Raw genomic sequence first — 19355 nt, 5'->3', positions numbered from 1 at the left:
GGTTACATTCCGAACCCGGAAGCTAAGCCTTACAGCGCCGATGGTACTGCAGGGGGGACCCTGTGGGAGAGTAGGACACCGCCGAACAATTATTGGAAGGGTTGGATCCTGAACTTCGGTTCGGGGTCCAACCCTTTTTTGTTGTGCGTCACTTGAAGTTCACGTTGCGCAAGCAGCATCCGAAGCATGGGTACTGCTGCAATGCTCAGGGCCGCCGGCGTCGGAGTCGGTGACGAGGTCGTCGTACCGGCCTTCGGGAACGTCGAAGTCGCCGAGGCGGTGACACTGGCGGGTGCGCTGCCGGTGTTCGCGGACATACATCCGGTGAGCTACTGCCTTGATGCTTCCGCTGTCGAAGCGGCCGTGACTCCGCGGACGGCGGCCATCGTCGTCGTACACCGGTTCGGGCGACCGGCGGACATGGCGCGGCTGCTTGAAGTCGGGCAGCGGCACGGGCTGTTGGTGTTGCAGGAGGGTGAGTCCGAGGCGCCGTACGACGAGATCGCGCAGCGTCGGGAGCGGGCCTGCTACCTCGATGGGAAGTTGCGCGGGGTGCGCACGCCCGATGGTGGGGACGGGCACACCTACCAGCAGTACGTCGTGCGGGTGCCGGGGAACGGACGGCCGGACCGGGATGCGTTCGCGCGGGCCCTGCGGAGCAAGGGTGTTGAGGGCCGGGTGCCGGTGAAGACGCCTGTGCACCGGCTGCCGGAGTTCCGGCGGTGCGTGTCGTTGCCGGAGACCGAGCGGGCCGCCGACGAGACGCTTGCGCTGCCGGTGGACGCTTCGCTGACCAAGCGGGACATGCAGCGGGTCGTTGCCGCGTGCAATGCGCTCGGGGGACTGCTTCAGCCTGCTTTCTGAGCGAGTTGGGAGCACGGGTCTGTTCGGGGTATGATCTATTCCGTTGCCGCGAGGGAAACCTCGGAAAGCGACAGGCCCCCTTAGCTCAGTCGGCAGAGCGTCTCCATGGTAAGGAGAAGGTCAACGGTTCGATTCCGTTAGGGGGCTCCAGCCAAAAGGCCCCGCCCATTTCGGGCGGGGCCTTTTTCGTGCTCTCTCAGTCTGTGTGGAGGCCCGGCACGCGCATCGTCAGGATCGCCATGTCGTCGGACGGGGCGTCGGAGGCGAAGCGCTCGACCGCGCGCATAATGCGGGCCGCGACCGCGCCGGCCGTCAGGCCCGTGCAGGTGGTGAGGACATCCGCGAGGCCGTCGTCGCCCAGCATGCGGGTGCCTTCGCGGCGTTCGGTGACGCCGTCCGTGACGCAGAGGAGGACGTCGCCCGGGTCGAGGGTGACGGTCTGCTCGTAGAGCTCCAGGTCCTCCATGACGCCGAGGAGCGGCTGGGGTTCGGCGGCCGGTTCGACGGTGCCGTCCTGGCGCAGGCGCAGGGGGAGCGGGTGGCCGGCGCAGACGACCTTCAGGCGGGCGCTGCCGTCCTCCTGGGGCCACAGCTCGCCGTACAGGAGGGTCAGGAAGCGGCTGCGGGCGCCCTCGTCGAGGATCGCGGAGTTCAGGCGCTCCAGGACCGCGGGGCCGCTCAGGCCCTCCCTGGCCAGAAGGCGGAGGGCGTGGCGGGCCAGGCCCGTGACAGCCGCCGCGTTCGGGCCCGTACCGCAGACGTCGCCGATGGCGAAGCCGTAGGAGCCGTCGCTGATGGGGAAGACGTCGTAGAAGTCGCCGCCGACCTCGTTGCCCTCGCCGGCCGCGCGGTAGATGACCTCGACTTCGACGCCGTCGATCTCGGGGAGCTCGGGCGGCAGGAGGCTGCGCTGGAGGGACTGGCTGATCGCGGTGCGCTCGGAGTAGAGGCGGGCGTTGTCCAGGGCCAGGGCGGCCCGGCGGGACAAGTCCTCGGCCAGCTCCAGGATTTCCTGGCGGAAGTGTTCGTCGGTGGGCTTGCCGAGGGTCAGCATGCCGATGACGCGGTTGCGGGCGACCAGGGGGAGGACGACGGTCTCGCCGCCGACGGCGGAGGCCGTGGCGAGCGTGGGGCCGATTCCGGAGGCGAGCTGGTGGGTTTGGCCGCCGGTGAGACCGAGGCTGCGCATGGAGCTGCGCAGGGCCGCCTGGTGGGCCGCCTCGCCGGGGGCCGACCAGACCCGGGCGCCGGGGGTGGGCACCGGGTCCGGGGGCTGGACCTTCGACAGCAACGACTTGATGCCGTCGATGAGTTCCTCGTCCTCGTGCAGGACGTACGACAGGTAGGGATCGGAGGACTGGTCGGCGATCGTGTAGACGGCGCACCAGGTGGCCAGCGTGGGGACGGTCATCTGGGCCATGAGGGCCAGGGTCTGGTCGCGGTCCAGGGTGCCGGCGAGAAGGTCGGAGGCCTCGACGAGGAAGCTCAGTGAGCCGCGGCGCAGCTTCTCAAGTTCACCCAGACGAGCCGACTCGACCGCCAACGCGATGCGGTCGGCGGCGAACTGGAGGCGCAGGGCTTCTTCGTTCGAGTATCTGCCGGGGGCCTCGGCGGCCACGCCGAGGGAGCCGGTGAGGCGGCCCTCGACCTTCAGCGGGACGGTGACGACCGAGCGCATCCCGGTGCCGTTCAGGAGCGGGACCGCGCCCGGTACGGCCGACAGGTCGTCGTGGACGGCCGGCATGCGGGCGGAGCCGTAGCGGCCGGGGCCTGCTTCGACCGGCACGCGCGCGAAGCGCTGGCGGGCGGAGGGCAGGCCGGTGGAGGCGCGGACCTCCAACTCCGTCTCGTCGTCGGTCGCGAGGAGTACGAAGGCGGAGTCGCCGTCGAGCATGTCGCGTGCGCGTTCGACCGTGCGCTGGAGGAGGCCGTCGAGGTCGTCCGGGGCCGGCGAGCCGATGAACACCTCGAAGGGATCGGTGCTCTGCCCGTCGGCGGAGGTGGTCGTGTCCGAGGCCGGGACGCGCAACGGCGTCTGGAGTACGGCGCGTTCGTGGTCGCGGACCAGGAGGCAGACCGTGGAGGGCTCGCCGCCGGTGTCGCGGACGCGCAGGTGGGAGGCGTAGACCGAGGTGACGCGGCCGTTGGCGGCCCTGATGCCGTAACTGCCTTCCCAGCGCGAGAGCTGGAGGGCCTCGGCGATTCCGGTGCCGGTGCCGGGGGTGTGCGGCCAGGCAGCGAGGTCGGTCAGGGGCTTGCCGATGACCTGTTCGGCGGCGTAGCCGAAGAGCTCCTCGGCGTCCTCGTTCCACGAGGAGATGGCGCACGTACGGTCGATCTGGACGACGGCGACGCGGACTCGGCCGTCGGCCAGCGGGAGGAGGTCCGCGGGCAGGGACGGGCCCGCCGTGCGGGTGCCCACCGGTCGTTCGGGGAGGGCGAGTTGGAACCAGACCTGCTTGTGGGTGGGGGTGTACTCGACGCCCCAGCGGCCGGCGAGCGCGGCGCAGAGCTGGAGGCCCCGGCCGCCCTCGCGGTCGAGGTTGCCCATGTTGACGGCCTGGCCCTGGAGCGGGATCTCGCGATCGGGGTAGCGGTCTGCCACCTCGATTCGCACACCTTCGTCACTGCGCAGGCACAGAACATCCGCGGATGTGCCCGCGTGGACCACGGCGTTGGTGACCAGTTCGCTGGTGAGGACCACCGCGTCGTCGACGATGTCGGCGAAGCCCCAGCCCTGGAGGGTGTCGCGGACGAAGGAGCGGGCGGTCGCTACCGATCGTCCGACAGGCTCGAAGCTGGCGGCCGCGCGCGCGGTGATCACAGAACTCCTCGACCGGTTGTCGACGTGCAGGGCTGCCTGGCCGACCGGCGCGTGCCGCTGCTGCGGCAGACCGCCCGTCGGCCGGGGGTCCGGGTTCTGTCCCCCGGGGATCAGTCCGGTGGTCATGTGTGCGGCCGCCCTCCGATGCCCGCTCGTGCTCGTGCCACCGCCCAGGCCGGACGGACCGGCTCGGCTGGACAGCCGCATGCAAGGTTACTTACCTTCGACGGCCATGCGGATGCCGGTCTGCAGTGTTTCCGTCCGGAGGGTGTGCGGACGATGTGCGAAGCTGCCGAACTGTTATGACCGGGTTCAACCAGGGTGAAACACTGGGCAGGCTCCTGAAGAAGGTTCGGGCAGGCCGAGTGGCTTACGTGTACGGCGGGCAGCAGCCCGTGGTGCGGCTCTGCGTGCCTGGTTGAAATATCGCTGTAGTAAGCAGAAGCACGCGGCACCAACAGGTGTGTCGCGCGGTACCACCCGAGCACAGCAGTAACGGTCGACCCCTGCGGGAGGGACACAGTGGAGTCTGGCGCAGCGACGCGGGGCACTAAGACGCGCACGAAGGGCGGTCAGTCCCCGAGCGGCCAGCGCAAACCGCGGGGCGGGACCACCGCGGTGGACACGGCTGCCCTGGAGCGGCTGCTGGCGGCGCTGGTCTCGATGCGCGACGGGAACTTCCGCAAGCGGCTCACGGTGTCCGGCGACGGTGTGATGTCGGAGATCGCGGCGGTCTTCAACGAGGTGGCCGACCGCAACCTGCATCTGACGGGTGAGCTGTCGCGGGTGCGGCGCATGGTGGGCCGTGAGGGCAAGCTCACGGAACGGCTGGAAACAGGTGCCTGTGAGGGCTCCTGGGCGGCCGCCATCGACGCCTCCAACGCGCTCGTGGACGATCTCGTACGACCCGTCTCCGAGGTCGGCCGGGTGCTGTCCGCGGTCGCGGAAGGCGATCTGTCGCCCCGCATGGAGCTCAGGACGCAGGCGCCGGACGGGACGGGGCATCCGCTGCGCGGGGAGTTCCTGAAGGTCGGGCGGACGGTGAACAACCTCGTCGATCAGTTGTCCACGTTCACCGACGAGGTCACGCGTGTGGCCAGCGAGGTCGGTACCGAGGGCAAGCTCGGCGGACAGGCACGCGTGCGTGGCATGTCGGGTTCCTGGAAGGACCTGACCGAGTCCGTCAACACCATGGCGTACCGGCTGACGGCCCAGGTGCGGGACATCGCGCTGGTGACCACGGCGGTCGCCAAGGGTGATCTGTCCCGGAAGGTCACGGTCCACGTGGCCGGCGAGATGCTGGAGCTGAAGAACACCGTCAACACGATGGTGGACCAGCTCTCCTCCTTCTCCTCCGAGGTGACCCGCGTCGCGCGCGAGGTGGGCGTCGAGGGTGAGCTCGGCGGCCAGGCGCAGGTGCCGGGTGTGGCCGGGGTGTGGAAGGACCTCACCGATTCGGTGAACCTCATGGCCGGCAATCTGACGGCCCAGGTGCGCGGGATCGCCCAGGTGACGACGGCGGTCGCCAACGGTGACCTGTCGCAGAAGGTGACGGTCTCCGCACGCGGCGAGGTCGCCCAGCTCGCCGACACGATCAACCAGATGACCGAGACGCTGCGGATCTTCGCGGACGAGGTCACGCGCGTGGCCAACGAGGTCGGCGCCGAGGGACAGCTCGGCGGGCAGGCGAACGTGCCGGGTGCGGCGGGAACGTGGAAGGACCTCACCGACTCGGTGAACACGGTCTTCCGGAACCTCACCACGCAGGTGCGGGACATCGCCGCGGTGACGACGGCGGTGGCCAACGGTGACCTGTCGCAGAAGGTCACCGTCGACGTGGCCGGCGAGATGCTGGAGCTGAAGAACACCGTCAACGGGATGGTGGACCAGCTGTCCGCGTTCGGCGCCGAGGTCACGCGCGTGGCGCGCGAGATCGGTGTCGAGGGTGAGCTGGGTGGGCAGGCGCAGGTGCCCGGGGCTGCCGGTACCTGGAAGGACCTGACCGACTCCGTCAACACGGCGTTCAGGAACCTCACCGGACAGGTGAGGAACATCGCCCAGGTGACGACGGCGGTGGCCAACGGTGACCTGTCGCAGAAGGTCACCGTGGACGTCTCCGGTGAGATGCTCCAGCTGAAGAACACCGTGAACACGATGGTGGACCAGCTGTCGGCCTTCGCCGACCAGGTGACGCGGATGGCCCGGGACGTGGGCACCGAGGGCCGCCTGGGCGGTCAGGCGGTTGTGCCGGGGGTCTCCGGCACCTGGAAGGAGCTCACCGACTCCGTCAACTTCATGGGTGGCAACCTCACCTCTCAGGTGCGGCAGATCGCCCAGGTGACGACCGCGGTGGCCCGGGGTGACCTGTCGCAGAAGATCGACGTGGACGCGCGGGGCGAGATCCTGGAGCTGAAGAACACCATCAACACGATGGTCGACCAGCTCTCCGCCTTCGCCGACCAGGTGACCCGGGTGGCCCGTGAGGTGGGTACCGAAGGACGCCTCGGCGGACAGGCGCAGGTGCCCGGCGTCGCCGGTGTGTGGCGGGACCTCACCGACTCCGTGAACGGAATGGCAGGAAACCTCACCGCCCAGGTGCGCAACATCGCCCAGGTGGCCACCGCGGTGGCCCGGGGTGACCTGTCGCAGAAGATCGACGTGGACGCGCGGGGCGAGATCCTGGAGCTGAAGAACACCCTCAACACGATGGTCGACCAGCTCTCCAGCTTCGCCGACCAGGTGACGCGGGTGGCCCGTGAGGTGGGCACCGAGGGCATCCTCGGCGGCCAGGCCGAGGTGCAGGGCGTCTCCGGCACCTGGAAGGACCTCACGCAGTCCGTGAACTTCATGGCGAACAACCTGACCATTCAGGTGCGCAACATCGCCGAGGTCACCACGGCGGTCGCCAAGGGCGATCTCTCCAAGAAGATCACCGTCGACGCGAAGGGCGAGATCCTCGAACTCGTCACCACCGTCAACACGATGGTCGACCAGCTGTCGTCCTTCGCCGAGCAGGTGACGAGGGTGGCTCGTGAAGTGGGTACCGAGGGCATCCTCGGCGGCCAGGCGCACGCGTCGGGCGTCACGGGTATCTGGAAGGACCTCACCGACAACGTCAACCTGATGGCCAACAACCTGACCATGCAGGTGCGCAACATCTCCCAGGTCGCGAACGCGGTTGCCAACGGCGACCTCACGCGGACGGTGACGATCGAGGCGCGCGGCGAGGTCGCGCAGCTCGCCGACACCTTCAACACCATGGTGAAGACGCTGAGTTCGTTCGCCGACCAGGTCACCAAGGTGGCCCGTGAGGTGGGCACGGACGGCATCCTGGGCGGGCAGGCGCGGGTGCCGGGTGTGGCCGGCACCTGGAAGGACCTCACCGAGTCCGTGAACCAGATGGCGTCCAACCTGACCGGTCAGGTGCGGAACATCGCCATGGTGACGACGGCCATCGCCAAGGGTGACCTGACGAAGAAGATCGACATCGACGCGCGCGGTGAGATCCTCGAACTCAAGACCACCATCAACACGATGGTCGACCAGCTGTCCTCCTTCGCCGAGGAGGTCACCCGGGTCGCCCGTGAGGTGGGCACGGAGGGACAGCTCGGCGGCCAGGCACGCGTGCGTGACGTCGACGGCACCTGGCGCGACCTCACCGAGTCCGTGAACGAGATGGCAGGAAACCTCACCCGTCAGGTGCGAGCCATCGCGCGTGTGGCGACCGCGGTGACCCGGGGCGACCTGAACCTGAAGATCGACGTGGACGCGTCCGGCGAGATCCAGGAGCTCCAGGACTACATCAACAAGATGATCGCCAACCTGCGCGACACCACGATCGCCAACAAGGAGCAGGACTGGCTCAAGGGCAACCTGGCCCGTATCTCGGCGCTCATGCAGGGCCGCCGGGACCTGGAGGACGTGGCCTCGCTGATCATGAGCGAGCTGACGCCGGTGGTGACCGCGCAGCACGGCGCGTTCTTCGTCGCGATGCCGCTGCTCGACGGCAAGGACCTGAGCGCCGAGGCCGAGGACCAGTACGAACTGCGGATGCTCGGGTCGTACGGCTACTCGATGGGCTCCATGCCGACGTCGTTCCGTCCCGGTGAGGCGCTCATCGGGACGGCCGCCGAGGAGAAGCGCACGATCCTGGTGGAGAACGCGCCCAGCGGCTACCTGAAGATCTCCTCCGGCCTCGGAGAGGCACCGCCCGCGCAAGTGATCGTCCTCCCGGTGCTGTTCGAGGGCAAGGTGCTCGGTGTCATCGAGCTCGCGTCCTTCACACCCTTTACGCAGATCCAGAAGGACTTCCTCAACCAGATCGCCGAGATGATCGCGACCAGCGTCAACACCATCTCTGTCAACACCAAGACGGAGGTGCTGCTGAAGCAGTCGCAGGAGCTGACCGAGCAACTCAGGGAGCGGTCGGCGGAGTTGGAGAACCGGCAGAAGGCCCTCCAGGCGTCCAACGCCGAACTGGAGGAGAAGGCCGAGCTGCTGGCCCAGCAGAACCGCGACATCGAGGTCAAGAACACCGAGATCGAGGAGGCGCGGCAGGTTCTGGAGGAGCGCGCCGAGCAGCTTGCCGTATCGATGCGGTACAAGAGCGAGTTCCTGGCCAACATGTCGCACGAGCTGCGGACACCGCTCAACTCGCTGCTGATCCTCGCCAAGCTGCTCGCCGACAACGCGGACTCCAACCTCACCCCGAAGCAGGTCGAGTTCGCCGAGACCATCCATGGCGCGGGGTCCGACCTGCTCCAGCTGATCAACGACATCCTCGACCTGTCGAAGGTCGAGGCGGGCAAGATGGATGTCTCCCCGACGCGTATCGCGCTCGTACAGCTCGTGGACTACGTGGAGGCCACCTTCCGGCCGCTGACCGCGGAGAAGGGCCTGGACCTGTCCGTGCGGGTCTCGCCCGAGCTGCCCGCCACGCTGCACACCGACGAGCAGCGGCTGCTCCAGGTGCTGCGCAACCTGCTGTCCAACGCGGTGAAGTTCACCGACTCCGGAGCCGTCGAGCTGGTCATCAGGCCCGCTGGACGGGATGTGCCGCTGGCGATCCGGGAGCAGCTGCTGGAGGCCGGCTCACTGCGGGACGCGGACGCCGATCTCATCGCGTTCTCCGTGACCGACACCGGTATCGGGATCGCGGGCAGCAAGATGCGGGTGATCTTCGAGGCGTTCAAGCAGGCCGACGGCACGACCAGCCGCAAGTACGGCGGCACCGGTCTCGGGCTGTCGATCTCGCGGGAGATCGCGCAACTGCTGGGCGGTGAGATCCACGCGCAGAGCGAGCCGGGACGCGGATCGACGTTCACACTGTATTTGCCGCTGCATCCCAGCGAACTGCCGCCGCAGGGCTACCAGCAGTCCATGCCCGCCCTGGAGGCGGGCGACCTGGTGGCGTCCACGTCGGAGAACGGCAGGGGCGAGGTCCACATCGAGACGCCGGCCGAGGTGAAGTCGTACCAGGAGACGCAGAACGGTGCCGCGGCCCTCTTCCGGCGCCGCCGCAGGACCGCGCCCGCCCTCGAACAACGGATCGGACAGCCGGAGCAGTGGTCGGCGGTGGAGCACCAGAGCGCGCACCAGCCGCGCCGGGGCATCCGGTTCGGGGGGGAGAAGGTGCTGATCGTCGACGACGACATCCGCAACGTGTTCGCGCTGACCAGCGTCCTCGAACAGCACGGGCTGTCCGTGCTGTACGCGGAGAACGGCCGTGAGGGCATCGAGGTGCTGGAACAGCACGAGGACGTGGCGGTCGTCCTGATGGACATCATGATGCCCGAGATGGACGGGTACGCGACGACCACGGCGATCCGCAGGATGCCGCAGTTCGCGGGGCTTCCGATCATCGCGCTGACCGCCAAGGCCATGAAGGGCGACCGGGAGAAGGCCATCGAGTCGGGCGCCTCCGACTATGTGACCAAGCCGGTCGATCCCGATCACCTGTTGTCGGTGATGGAACAGTGGATGCGGGAGGAGTGATGGCAATCAGTGCAGTTGGCACGGAGTTGCTGACTCAGTGTGCCCGACGCCGTGTAGAAGTACGGGATTCGGGGAACCTTCTGGTCTCCCGCTACGTTTCTGCTACGTGCTCAGTGACATCGCGGTGACAGGGTGTGGCGACAGACAGGGTGCGGCTACGATGACCGGCACAAGGACGGGCGGCGAAAGGGAGTCGTCCTCAGGGGCGGCGCCCGGTGCACATCCGGGGCGAGGAGGGCGGGCCATGGTGCAGAAGGCCAAGATCCTCCTGGTCGATGACCGGCCGGAGAATCTGCTCGCGCTGGAGGCCATCCTCTCCGCGCTCGATCAGACACTGGTTCGGGCATCGTCCGGGGAGGAAGCGCTCAAAGCGCTGCTCACGGACGACTTCGCGGTCATTCTGCTGGACGTCCAGATGCCGGGCATGGACGGATTCGAGACCGCGGCGCACATCAAGCGGCGGGAGCGGACCCGGGACATCCCGATCATCTTCCTGACCGCGATCAACCACGGTCCGCACCACACCTTCAGGGGCTATGCGGCGGGTGCGGTGGACTACATCTCCAAGCCGTTCGACCCGTGGGTGCTGCGCGCGAAGGTCTCGGTGTTCGTCGAGCTCTACATGAAGAACTGCCAGCTGCGTGAGCAGGCGGCGCTGCTGCGGCTCCAGTTGGAGGGCGGCAGCGGCTCGGGCAAGGCAGCGGTCGGCGACGCGAAGGAGCCGGCGGGGCTGCTCGCCGAGCTGTCGGCGCGGCTGGCGGCCGTGGAGGAACAGGCGGAGGCGTTGTCCAAGCAGTTGGACGACGAGTCGGCGGACGCGGCGGCAGTGGCCACCGCGGCCCATCTCGAACGCAAACTCACGGGATTGCGGCGGGCGCTCGACGCGCTGGAGCCCGGCACCGGGAGTTCGCCGTCGGTGCCCTCGCCGAACTGACGCACGCTGAAGGTGCCGTTGAGTCCGCGTCAGTTCGGCACCTCCCCAGGAGCGACACGAACGGGTGAAGCACCGGGCACACGTGTCCGTCGTCGTCTCCACCGGTAATCTCACACCTATGGCCTCACGTCCCTCCGCAGCCAAGAAGCAGCCCGCGAAGAAGGCTGCCGCTCCCGCGAAGGGTCCGGCGAAGAAGGCCGTCGCGAAGAAAGCACCGGCCAAGAAGGCCGCCGCGAAGAAGGCGGCGCCGCCGAAGCCGGCGCCCAGTCCGACCGGAGGCGTCCTCCGGCTCATCCGCGCGGTCTGGCTCGGCCTCGCCCACGCCGTGGGCGCGGTGTTCCGCGGGATAGGGCAGGGCGCGAAGAACCTCGACCCCGCGCACCGGAAGGACGGCGTGGCACTTCTGCTGCTCGCCCTCGGACTGATCGTCGCCGCCGGCACCTGGTCGAACCTGCGCGGACCCGTCGGCGACCTGGTCGAGATCATCGTGACCGGAGCCTTCGGCCGACTCGATCTGCTCGTGCCGATACTGCTCGCGGTCATCGCCGTACGGTTCATCCGGCACCCCGAGAAGCCCGAGGCCAACGGGCGGATCGTGATCGGTCTGTCGGCACTCGTCATCGGCGTGCTCGGGCAGGTCCACATCGCCTGCGGCTCGCCCGCCCGCAGTGACGGCATGCAGGCGATAAGAGACGCCGGCGGCCTCATCGGCTGGGGAGCGGCGACGCCGCTGACGTACACCATGGGTGAGGTCCTGGCCGTACCGCTGCTCGTCCTGCTGACGGTCTTCGGGCTGCTCGTCGTCACGGCCACCCCGGTCAACGCCATCCCTCGGCGGCTGCGGGAGCTGGGCGTGCGCCTCGGCATCGTGCACGACCCGTCCGAGGACGAGTTCGGCGAGGACGACGAGCGCTACGACGAGCAGTGGCGCGAGGCGTTGCCCGCGCGTGGGCGCAGGCGAGGTTCCGCGCCCGAGTCGTACGACCCCGACGGCGCCGAGCAGGAGGCCCTCTCGAAGCGCCGTGGGCGCCCCAGGCGGTCCGCGGTGCCGCAGCCCGCGATGGACCGTCAGATGGACGCCGTGGACATCGCCGCGGCCGCGGCGGCGGACCTGGACGGTGTCGTCATGCACGGCCTGCCGCCCTCGCCGCTAGTCGCCGACCTCACGCAGGGCGTGAGCGTGGGCGACCGGGTCGAGACGACCCCGGTACCCACGCCGGTCCCTGCCGCGCGGCCCAAGCAGGACGCACGGCCCAAGCAGGAGAAGCTCAAGGTCGAGGTCGCCGACCTCACCAAGCCCGCTCCCGAGGCCCCCGGCGACCTGCCCGCGCGCGCGGAGCAGCTCCAGCTGTCCGGTGACATCACCTACTCGCTGCCCTCGCTCGACCTGCTGGAGCGCGGTGGCCCGGGCAAGGCGCGCAGTGCGGCCAACGACGCCATCGTCGCCTCGCTGACCAACGTCTTCACGGAGTTCAAGGTCGACGCCGCCGTCACCGGCTTCACGCGCGGGCCGACGGTCACGCGCTACGAGGTCGAGCTCGGCCCCGCCGTGAAGGTCGAGCGGATCACCGCGCTGGCCAAGAACATCGCGTACGCCGTCGCCAGCCCGGACGTGCGGATCATCAGCCCGATCCCCGGCAAGTCGGCGGTCGGCATCGAGATCCCGAACACCGACCGCGAGATGGTCAACCTCGGCGACGTACTGCGGCTCGCGGCGGCCGCCGAGGACGAGCACCCCATGCTGGTCGCGCTCGGCAAGGACGTCGAGGGCGGCTATGTGATGGCCAACCTGGCGAAGATGCCGCACGTGCTGGTCGCCGGAGCCACCGGTTCCGGTAAGTCGTCGTGCATTAACTGCTTGATCACTTCCATCATGGTGCGCGCGACCCCGGAGGACGTGCGCATGGTCCTCGTCGACCCCAAGCGCGTGGAGCTGACGGCCTACGAGGGCATTCCGCACCTGATCACGCCGATCATCACCAACCCGAAGCGGGCGGCCGAGGCCCTCCAGTGGGTCGTACGGGAGATGGACCTCCGGTACGACGACCTGGCGGCGTACGGGTTCCGGCACATCGACGACTTCAACGAGGCCATCAGGAACGGCAAGGTCAAGCTGCCCGAGGGCAGTGAGCGCGAGCTCCAGCCCTACCCGTATCTGCTGGTGATCGTCGACGAGCTCGCCGACCTGATGATGGTCGCGCCGAGGGACGTCGAGGACGCGATCGTGCGCATCACGCAGCTCGCGCGCGCGGCCGGCATCCACCTGGTGCTCGCCACGCAGCGGCCCTCGGTTGACGTCGTCACCGGTCTGATCAAGGCGAACGTGCCTTCGAGGCTCGCCTTCGCCACCTCCTCGCTCGCCGACTCGCGGGTCATCCTCGACCAGCCCGGCGCCGAGAAGCTGATCGGCAAGGGCGACGGGCTGTTCCTGCCGATGGGCGCCAACAAGCCCACCCGTATGCAGGGCGCGTTCGTGACCGAGGACGAGGTCGCGGCGGTCGTCCAGCACTGCAAGGACCAGATGGCGCCGGTCTTCCGGGACGACGTCGTCGTGGGCACCAAGCAGAAGAAGGAGATCGACGAGGAGATCGGCGACGATCTCGACCTGCTGTGCCAGGCGGCCGAGCTGGTGGTCTCCACGCAGTTCGGCTCGACCTCCATGCTCCAGCGCAAGCTGAGGGTCGGATTCGCGAAGGCGGGGCGCCTCATGGACCTCATGGAGTCCCGGGGCATCGTCGGACCGAGCGAGGGTTCGAAGGCTCGTGACGTTCTTGTGAAGGCTGACGAGCTGGACGGCGTGCTCGCGGTGATCCGCGGGGAGGCTTAAAAGGAGTCCGGAGCGGGTGCGGCCACCGATGTTCGATCGTGACTCACCCGTAAGGGATCATTGAGCAACCGTTTCCCTTCGGCGTACGTCAAGTTGAGGGAAGCGAAACGCTGCTGCCCCACCATCGGCGTGTCCGGCCATTCCGATGGCGTACAAAGTCCCACCTCCCGGTTGCCCCACCCTTTCGCACCCCCCCTAGACTGAACCTCCAGCACAGGTGGCTAAAACGCTCGAAAGGCGCCCCCGTGTCCATCGGCAACTCCCCTGAAGACGAGCGTCCGTTCGAAGACGACCGGCAGGAAGACCGCCTCTCCGTGGGTCACGCCCTGAAACAGGCGCGGATCGCGGCTGGGCTGACCGTCGACGACGTCAGCAACGCCACCAGGGTCCGCATCGCCATCGTGCATGCCATCGAGGCGGACGACTTCGCCCCCTGCGGTGGCGATGTGTACGCCCGGGGTCACATCCGGACCCTGGCCAAGGCCGTCCATCTGGATCCGGCCCCCCTTCTGGACCAGTTCGCCGCCGATCACGGCGGTGGACGTCCGGCTCCGACCCCGGCCGCCCCGCTGTTCGAGGCGGAACGCATCCGTCCGGAGCGTCGTGGGCCCAACTGGACCGCGGCCATGGTCGCCGCGATCGTCGCCGTGGTCGGCTTCGTCGGGTTCACCGCCTTCAAGGGCGGCGACGACGGCGGGACGGCACAGGTCGCCGACGGCACCACACCCGCCACCAGCAAGTCGCCCACGCCCAAGTCCGACAAGACCACCAAGGACCCGAAGCCGACCCCGTCCGACAGTGCCATCGCGGCGGCGCCCCAGGACAAGGTGACCGTCCAGGTCAGCGCCGCCGACGGAAAGAGCTGGATCTCCGCCAAGGACCACAACGGACGGATCCTGTTCGACGGGCTCCTCCAGCAGGGTGACACCAAGACCTTCCAGGACAGCGAGAAGGTCAACCTCGTTCTCGGCGACGCCGGGGCGATCCAGTTGTACGTGAACGGCAAGAAGATCGAGGACGACTGGCAGCCCGGTGCCGTGGAGCGTCTGACGTACACCAAGGGCGACCCGCAGGTCGGCTAGGCATCTGTTCGGTTTCCGTTGCGAAGGGGCTGGCCGGGATCGGTCAGCCCCTTCGACATGGGGCGTCAGTGGGACGAAGTAGTCTTGAGCCCATGCCTGAACGCCGTACCGTCGCACTCGTCACTCTTGGCTGCGCCCGTAACGAGGTGGACTCGGAGGAGCTCGCAGGCCGTCTGGAGGCGGACGGCTGGGATCTCGTGGAGGACGCCGCGGACGCGGACGTCGCCGTCGTCAACACCTGTGGCTTCGTCGAGGCCGCCAAGAAGGACTCCGTCGACGCCCTCCTGGAGGCCAACGACCTCAAGGGGCACGGCAGAACCCAGGCCGTCGTAGCGGTGGGCTGCATGGCCGAGCGGTACGGCAAGGACCTCGCCCAGGCCCTGCCCGAGGCCGACGGCGTGCTCGGCTTCGACGACTACGCCGACATCTCCGACCGCCTTCAGACGATCCTCAACGGCGGCATCCACGCCTCGCACACCCCGCGCGACCGGCGCAAGCTGCTGCCGATCAGCCCCGCCCAGCGCCAGGAGTCGGCGGCGTCCGTCGCGCTGCCGGGCCACGGACCGGCCGAGGAGGATGTTCCCGCGCCCGCCGACCTTCCGGAGGGCCTCGCGCCTGCCTCGGGCCCCCGTGCGCCCCTGCGCCGCCGTCTGGACGGCGCCCCGGTCGCCTCGGTGAAGCTCGCCTCCGGCTGCGACCGGCGCTGCTCCTTCTGCGCCATCCCGTCCTTCCGCGGCTCCTTCATCTCGCGCCGGCCCTCGGACGTCCTCAACGAGACGCGTTGGCTGGCCGAGCAGGGCGTCAAGGAGATCATGCTGGTCTCCGAGAACAACACGTCGTACGGCAAGGACCTCGGCGACATCCGTCTGCTCGAGTCCCTCCTGCCCGAGCTCGCCGAGGTCGAGGGGCTTGAACGCGTGCGCGTGAGCTACCTCCAGCCCGCCGAGATGCGGCCCGGACTGATCGACGTGCTGACGTCCACGCCCAAGGTCGTGCCCTACTTCGACCTGTCCTTCCAGCACTCCGCCCCCGGTGTGCTGCGCGCGATGCGCCGCTTCGGCGACACCGACCGCTTCCTGGAGCTCCTCGACACCATCCGGGGCAAGGCCCCCGAGGCCGGCGTGCGCTCCAACTTCATCGTGGGCTTCCCCGGCGAGACCGAGGCCGATCTCGCCGAGCTGGAGCGGTTCCTGAACGGCGCGCGACTGGACGCCATCGGCGTCTTCGGGTACTCCGACGAGGAGGGCACCGAGGCGGCGACGTACGACAACAAGCTGGACGAGGACGTCGTCGCCGAGCGGCTGGCACATGTCTCCCGGCTCGCCGAGGAACTCGTCTCGCAGCGCGCCGAGGACCGCCTCGGCGAGACCGTGCACGTACTGGTCGAGTCGGTCGACGACGAGGGCGTGTACGGCCGTGGCGCGCACCAGGCGCCCGAGACCGACGGCCAGGTGCTGCTCACGAGCGGCGAAGGTCTGAGTGTCGGTCGTATGGTCGAGGCGAAGGTGGTCGGTACGGAGGGTGTCGACCTGGTGGCCGAGCCGCTGCAGGGCTCGCTCGCGTGTAGTGAGGAGGCGGGCAGGTGACCGGAGTTCCGGCGTCCGCTGCGGGTGGCCCCTCCGCCGCGAAGGGCGGACCGGCGGGCGGCGTCTCGGGCGCCGCGTCCGGCGCGGCGCCGAGCGCTCCTTCGGACACGGTCTCCGGTACGGCAGGCGAGACTCAGGTCAGTGCGGTTCCGGTTACGGCCGCCGAGGCGGGGGCGGCTGTCGTCCCCGGCGTGGGAGTCGTCCCCGGGACGGCTTCGGACGACGGCGACGACTCGGGCGGGAAGCCCGCGCGGGGCAAGAAGATCGCTGCCGCCGCCGTGAACCAGGCCAGCGTCTGGAACATCGCCAACCTGCTGACCATGCTCCGGCTGGTCCTCGTGCCCGGCTTCGTCGCCCTGATGCTGGCCGACGGCGGGTACGACCCGGCGTGGCGCTCGTTCGCCTGGGCCGCTTTCGCGGTCGCCATGATCACCGACCTGTTCGACGGGCACCTGGCGCGCACCTACAACCTCGTCACGGACTTCGGGAAGATCGCCGACCCCATCGCCGACAAGGCGATCATGGGAGCGGCGCTGATCTGTCTCTCCGGACTCGGCGACCTGCCGTGGTGGGTGACGATCGTCATCCTCGGCCGGGAACTCGGGATCACGCTGCTGCGTTTCCTCGTCATCCGGTACGGCGTGATCCCGGCGAGCCGCGGCGGCAAGCTCAAGACCCTCAGCCAGGGCATCGCCGTAGGGATGTACATCCTGGCGCTGACGGGGTGGTTGGCCACCGCGCGGTTCTGGGTGATGGCTGTGGCGGTCGTCCTGACCGTCGCGACCGGGCTCGACTATGTGAGACAGGCCATTGTGCTGCGCAGGCAGGGAATCGCCGAGCGCGAGGCGGCGTTGGAGGAGGCGGAAGCGTGAATTCCCCGGCCGCCCAAGTGGTGCGACTACTCACCGTGAAGGAGCAGACGCTCGCGGTCGCCGAGTCGCTCACAGGCGGACTGGTTGCGGCGGAAATCACAGCGGCCCCGGGTGCGTCCCAGGCGTTCCGGGGGTCGGTGACGGCCTATGCCACCGAACTGAAGCATGAGCTGCTGGGTGTCGACGCCACCCTGCTGGCCCAGCGAGGTGCGGTGGATCCGCAGGTCGCGGCCCAGATGGCGGCCGGAGTGCGCAAGGCGCTCGGTGCCGACTGGGGCATCGCGACCACCGGAGTCGCGGGCCCGGAACCGCAGGACGGCAAGCCCGTCGGCACGGTCTTCGTGGCCGTCGACGGACCCTCCGGGGGCGCTTCCGAGGCAATCGGTGGCGAGAAAGTGGCCGCGCTGCGGTTGAACGGCGACCGCGCGGAAATTCGTATGGAGAGTGTACGGAGCGTACTCGCACTGCTCCTGGAAGAGCTTACGAGCGAACAGACCGGGAATGAGCGGGCACAGGATACGGAACGGAACGGGGGGTTTTGATGTTTGCAGCCCTGAGTGAACACGACATCGCTCCCCGCACGGCCGCGGCGCAAGGCGGTACGGTGGGGCGTGAAGGATGCGGCTACGCGGTCCGAGGAGGGAGCCACCGATGATTCTGCTCCGTCGCCTACTGGGTGACGTGCTGCGTCGGCAGCGCCAACGCCAGGGCCGTACTCTGCGCGAAGTCTCCTCGTCCGCCCGAGTCTCACTCGGCTATCTCTCCGAGGTGGAGCGGGGGCAGAAGGAGGCTTCCTCCGAGCTGCTGTCCGCGATCTGCGACGCGCTGGACGTACGGATGTCCGAGCTCATGCGGGAAGTGAGCGACGAGCTCGCCCTCGCCGAGCTGGCCCAGTCTGCTGCGGCCACGCCCAGTGCGCCGGTACCGGCGGCTGTGCGCCCGATGCTGGGTTCCGTCTCGGTGAAGGGTGTGCCACCGGAACGGGTGACCATCAAGGCGCCCAGCGAAGCGGTGGACGTCGTGGCGGCGTGACGCTCACGTCAGGTGTGCGCCGTCATGAGTCGGCGGTGCGCTGAGGGAAGTGTGCGAGGCCCCGGACGGGCTTCTCCGAATGATCTGGAGAGGCGCCGGTCGGGGTTTTCGTGCATTTTGGAGCCGTGGCCGTACCGGGTGCCGTGTGTGGTGCCCTCGGTGCGCCTTGTCGGCTGGTGAGGCGGCGTTCTGGCGTCCGGGCTGGAGGTGGCTGCATGACGGGGCCGGCAGTGCGCCGAGGGGTGGCTCTCGGGCTCGGGGCGCTGTGGTGGTGGGCTGTGGCGCGGCTGGTGCTGGTTCCGGACGCCGGGGTGCTCGAAGGGGCGGTCGCGGCCGGTGGGTGGGGGCTGAGCCTGCTGCCGGTGCACTGTGTGGCGAAGGCGCGGGCTGTGGGGGCCGTAGGCGCCGGGCGGTGGCGTCAGGCGTGGCGGGCGGGAAGGAGCGCCGAGGGGCGCGCTTCCGGTGCGGAGGGGCCTTCTGGTGGCGAGGACGGCTTCAGTGCGGCCGGCGGTCCGTCCGAGTGAGCTGAGCCGGTGCGGAGCGGCGGAACGGGCTACCAGGGCATGGCCACGCCGCCGTTCGGCCGGAGGATCTGGCCCGTCGTGAAGGACGAGGCGTCCGAGGCCAGGTAGAGCACGGCGTGGGCGATGTCCTCGGGTTCGCCGACGCGCTTGAGCGGCGACATACGGGACATCAGCGCCTCGGTGTGGGCCTGTGCCTCGTTGTCGTGGCGGTCGGTCATGGGGGTGCGGACCCAGCCCGGGGCGACCGCGTTGACCCGGATGCCGTACCGGCCCACCTCGGTGGCCAGGGTCTTCGTCAGCTGGACCACCGCCGCCTTGGCCGCGCCGTAGCAGAGCAGGCCGGGGGCGCCCGTGTCCACGGCGCCCGAGGCCATCGTGACGATGCTGCCCCGCGTCCCGCGGTCGGCCATCAGACGGGCCGCCTCCTGGCAGGCGTACAGCACGCCCTTGAAGTTGACGTTCAGGACGCGGTCGAGATCTTCGTCCCTCGTCTCCAGGACCGGGGTGCTGTGCATGATTCCGGCGACCGCGGCCAGAACGTCCAGATGCTCACAGGTGGCGACGGCGTGGTGGAGCTGTTCGCGGTCGGTGACGTCGAGCGGGTGGGTGTGGGCGGTGCCGCCGGCGTCCTTGATGAGGGTCGCCGTCTCGTGCAGGCCCTGCGCGTCGAGATCGGCGCAGTGGACGGTGGCGCCCGCCTCGGCGAGCAGGACGGCGGAGGCGCGGCCGATACCGCTCGCGGCGCCGGTGACGAACGCGGTGCGTCCGCTGAGGTCGTACGCGCTGACGGCCATGTCGTGACGGTACGAGCGTTTC

The 19355-nt window shown here is 69.1% G+C and carries 12 protein-coding genes, 1 tRNA gene and 1 rRNA gene; 12 read left to right on the top strand and 2 right to left on the bottom strand.

Going from position 1 to position 19355, the window contains the following annotated elements; translation table 11 throughout:
• The 3 genes from rrf to AB0D34_RS36060 all read left to right on the top strand — a co-directional run.
• Positions 1 to 87, top strand: a 5S ribosomal RNA gene (gene rrf, locus AB0D34_RS36070); the annotation flags it as partial.
• A 114-nt stretch (positions 88 to 201) separates the two neighbouring features.
• Positions 202 to 864, top strand: coding sequence for a DegT/DnrJ/EryC1/StrS family aminotransferase (locus AB0D34_RS36065; protein WP_362669536.1), 663 nt, complete (start codon positions 202 to 204; stop codon positions 862 to 864).
• 74 nt (positions 865 to 938) lie between these two features.
• Positions 939 to 1014: transfer RNA gene (locus AB0D34_RS36060), tRNA-Thr, on the top strand.
• Between the two features lie 46 nt (positions 1015 to 1060).
• Here AB0D34_RS36060 and AB0D34_RS36055 read toward each other — a convergent pair.
• Positions 1061 to 3814 carry a SpoIIE family protein phosphatase gene (locus AB0D34_RS36055; protein WP_362669522.1) on the bottom strand — a complete coding sequence of 918 codons (2754 nt, stop codon included), beginning with the start codon at positions 3812 to 3814 and terminating at the stop codon, positions 1061 to 1063.
• A gap of 396 nt (positions 3815 to 4210) precedes the next feature.
• Here AB0D34_RS36055 and AB0D34_RS36050 point away from each other — a divergent pair, with 396 nt between their 5' ends.
• The 9 genes from AB0D34_RS36050 (at position 4211) to AB0D34_RS36010 (ending at position 18539) form a co-directional block, all read left to right on the top strand.
• A complete protein-coding gene (locus AB0D34_RS36050; RefSeq protein WP_362669520.1) occupies positions 4211 to 9682 on the top strand; it encodes a HAMP domain-containing protein in 5472 nt (1823 codons plus the stop codon).
• Positions 9683 to 9926: 244 nt separating this feature from the next.
• Positions 9927 to 10616 carry a response regulator gene (locus AB0D34_RS36045; RefSeq protein WP_362669518.1) on the top strand — a complete coding sequence of 230 codons (690 nt, stop codon included), beginning with the start codon at positions 9927 to 9929 and terminating at the stop codon, positions 10614 to 10616.
• A 118-nt stretch (positions 10617 to 10734) separates the two neighbouring features.
• Entirely contained in the window at positions 10735 to 13443 is a 2709-nt protein-coding gene (locus AB0D34_RS36040; protein ID WP_362669515.1) for a DNA translocase FtsK, read from the top strand.
• Positions 13444 to 13688: 245 nt separating this feature from the next.
• Complete coding sequence (locus AB0D34_RS36035) at positions 13689 to 14525, top strand: RodZ domain-containing protein (protein ID WP_362669513.1); 837 nt, start codon at positions 13689 to 13691, stop codon at positions 14523 to 14525.
• 92 nt (positions 14526 to 14617) lie between these two features.
• Positions 14618 to 16111: a 30S ribosomal protein S12 methylthiotransferase RimO gene (rimO, locus tag AB0D34_RS36030; protein ID WP_362669511.1), complete on the top strand. Its 1494-nt coding sequence runs from the start codon at positions 14618 to 14620 to the stop codon at positions 16109 to 16111.
• Positions 16108 to 16983, top strand: a complete 876-nt coding sequence (gene pgsA / locus AB0D34_RS36025) for a CDP-diacylglycerol--glycerol-3-phosphate 3-phosphatidyltransferase (RefSeq protein WP_362669509.1) — start codon at positions 16108 to 16110, stop codon at positions 16981 to 16983. The genes rimO and pgsA overlap by 4 nt, the downstream gene beginning before the upstream one ends.
• Positions 16980 to 17525, top strand: coding sequence for a CinA family protein (locus AB0D34_RS36020; RefSeq protein ID WP_362669507.1), 546 nt, complete (start codon positions 16980 to 16982; stop codon positions 17523 to 17525). The genes pgsA and AB0D34_RS36020 overlap by 4 nt, the downstream gene beginning before the upstream one ends.
• Positions 17526 to 17634: 109 nt before the next feature.
• Positions 17635 to 18015, top strand: coding sequence for a helix-turn-helix transcriptional regulator (locus AB0D34_RS36015; RefSeq protein WP_266558798.1), 381 nt, complete (start codon positions 17635 to 17637; stop codon positions 18013 to 18015).
• Positions 18016 to 18230: 215 nt separating this feature from the next.
• Positions 18231 to 18539: a hypothetical protein gene (locus AB0D34_RS36010; protein ID WP_362669504.1), complete on the top strand. Its 309-nt coding sequence runs from the start codon at positions 18231 to 18233 to the stop codon at positions 18537 to 18539.
• A gap of 29 nt (positions 18540 to 18568) precedes the next feature.
• Here AB0D34_RS36010 and AB0D34_RS36005 read toward each other — a convergent pair whose 3' ends face one another.
• Positions 18569 to 19333, bottom strand: coding sequence for an SDR family NAD(P)-dependent oxidoreductase (locus tag AB0D34_RS36005; RefSeq protein WP_362669502.1), 765 nt, complete (start codon positions 19331 to 19333; stop codon positions 18569 to 18571).
• Positions 19334 to 19355: the final 22 nt, after the last annotated feature.

The sequence above is a fragment of the Streptomyces sp. NPDC048420 genome (genome assembly GCF_040651535.1).
Lineage (GTDB): Bacteria > Actinomycetota > Actinomycetes > Streptomycetales > Streptomycetaceae > Streptomyces.
This window is presented reverse-complemented; position numbering and strand designations above follow the sequence as displayed.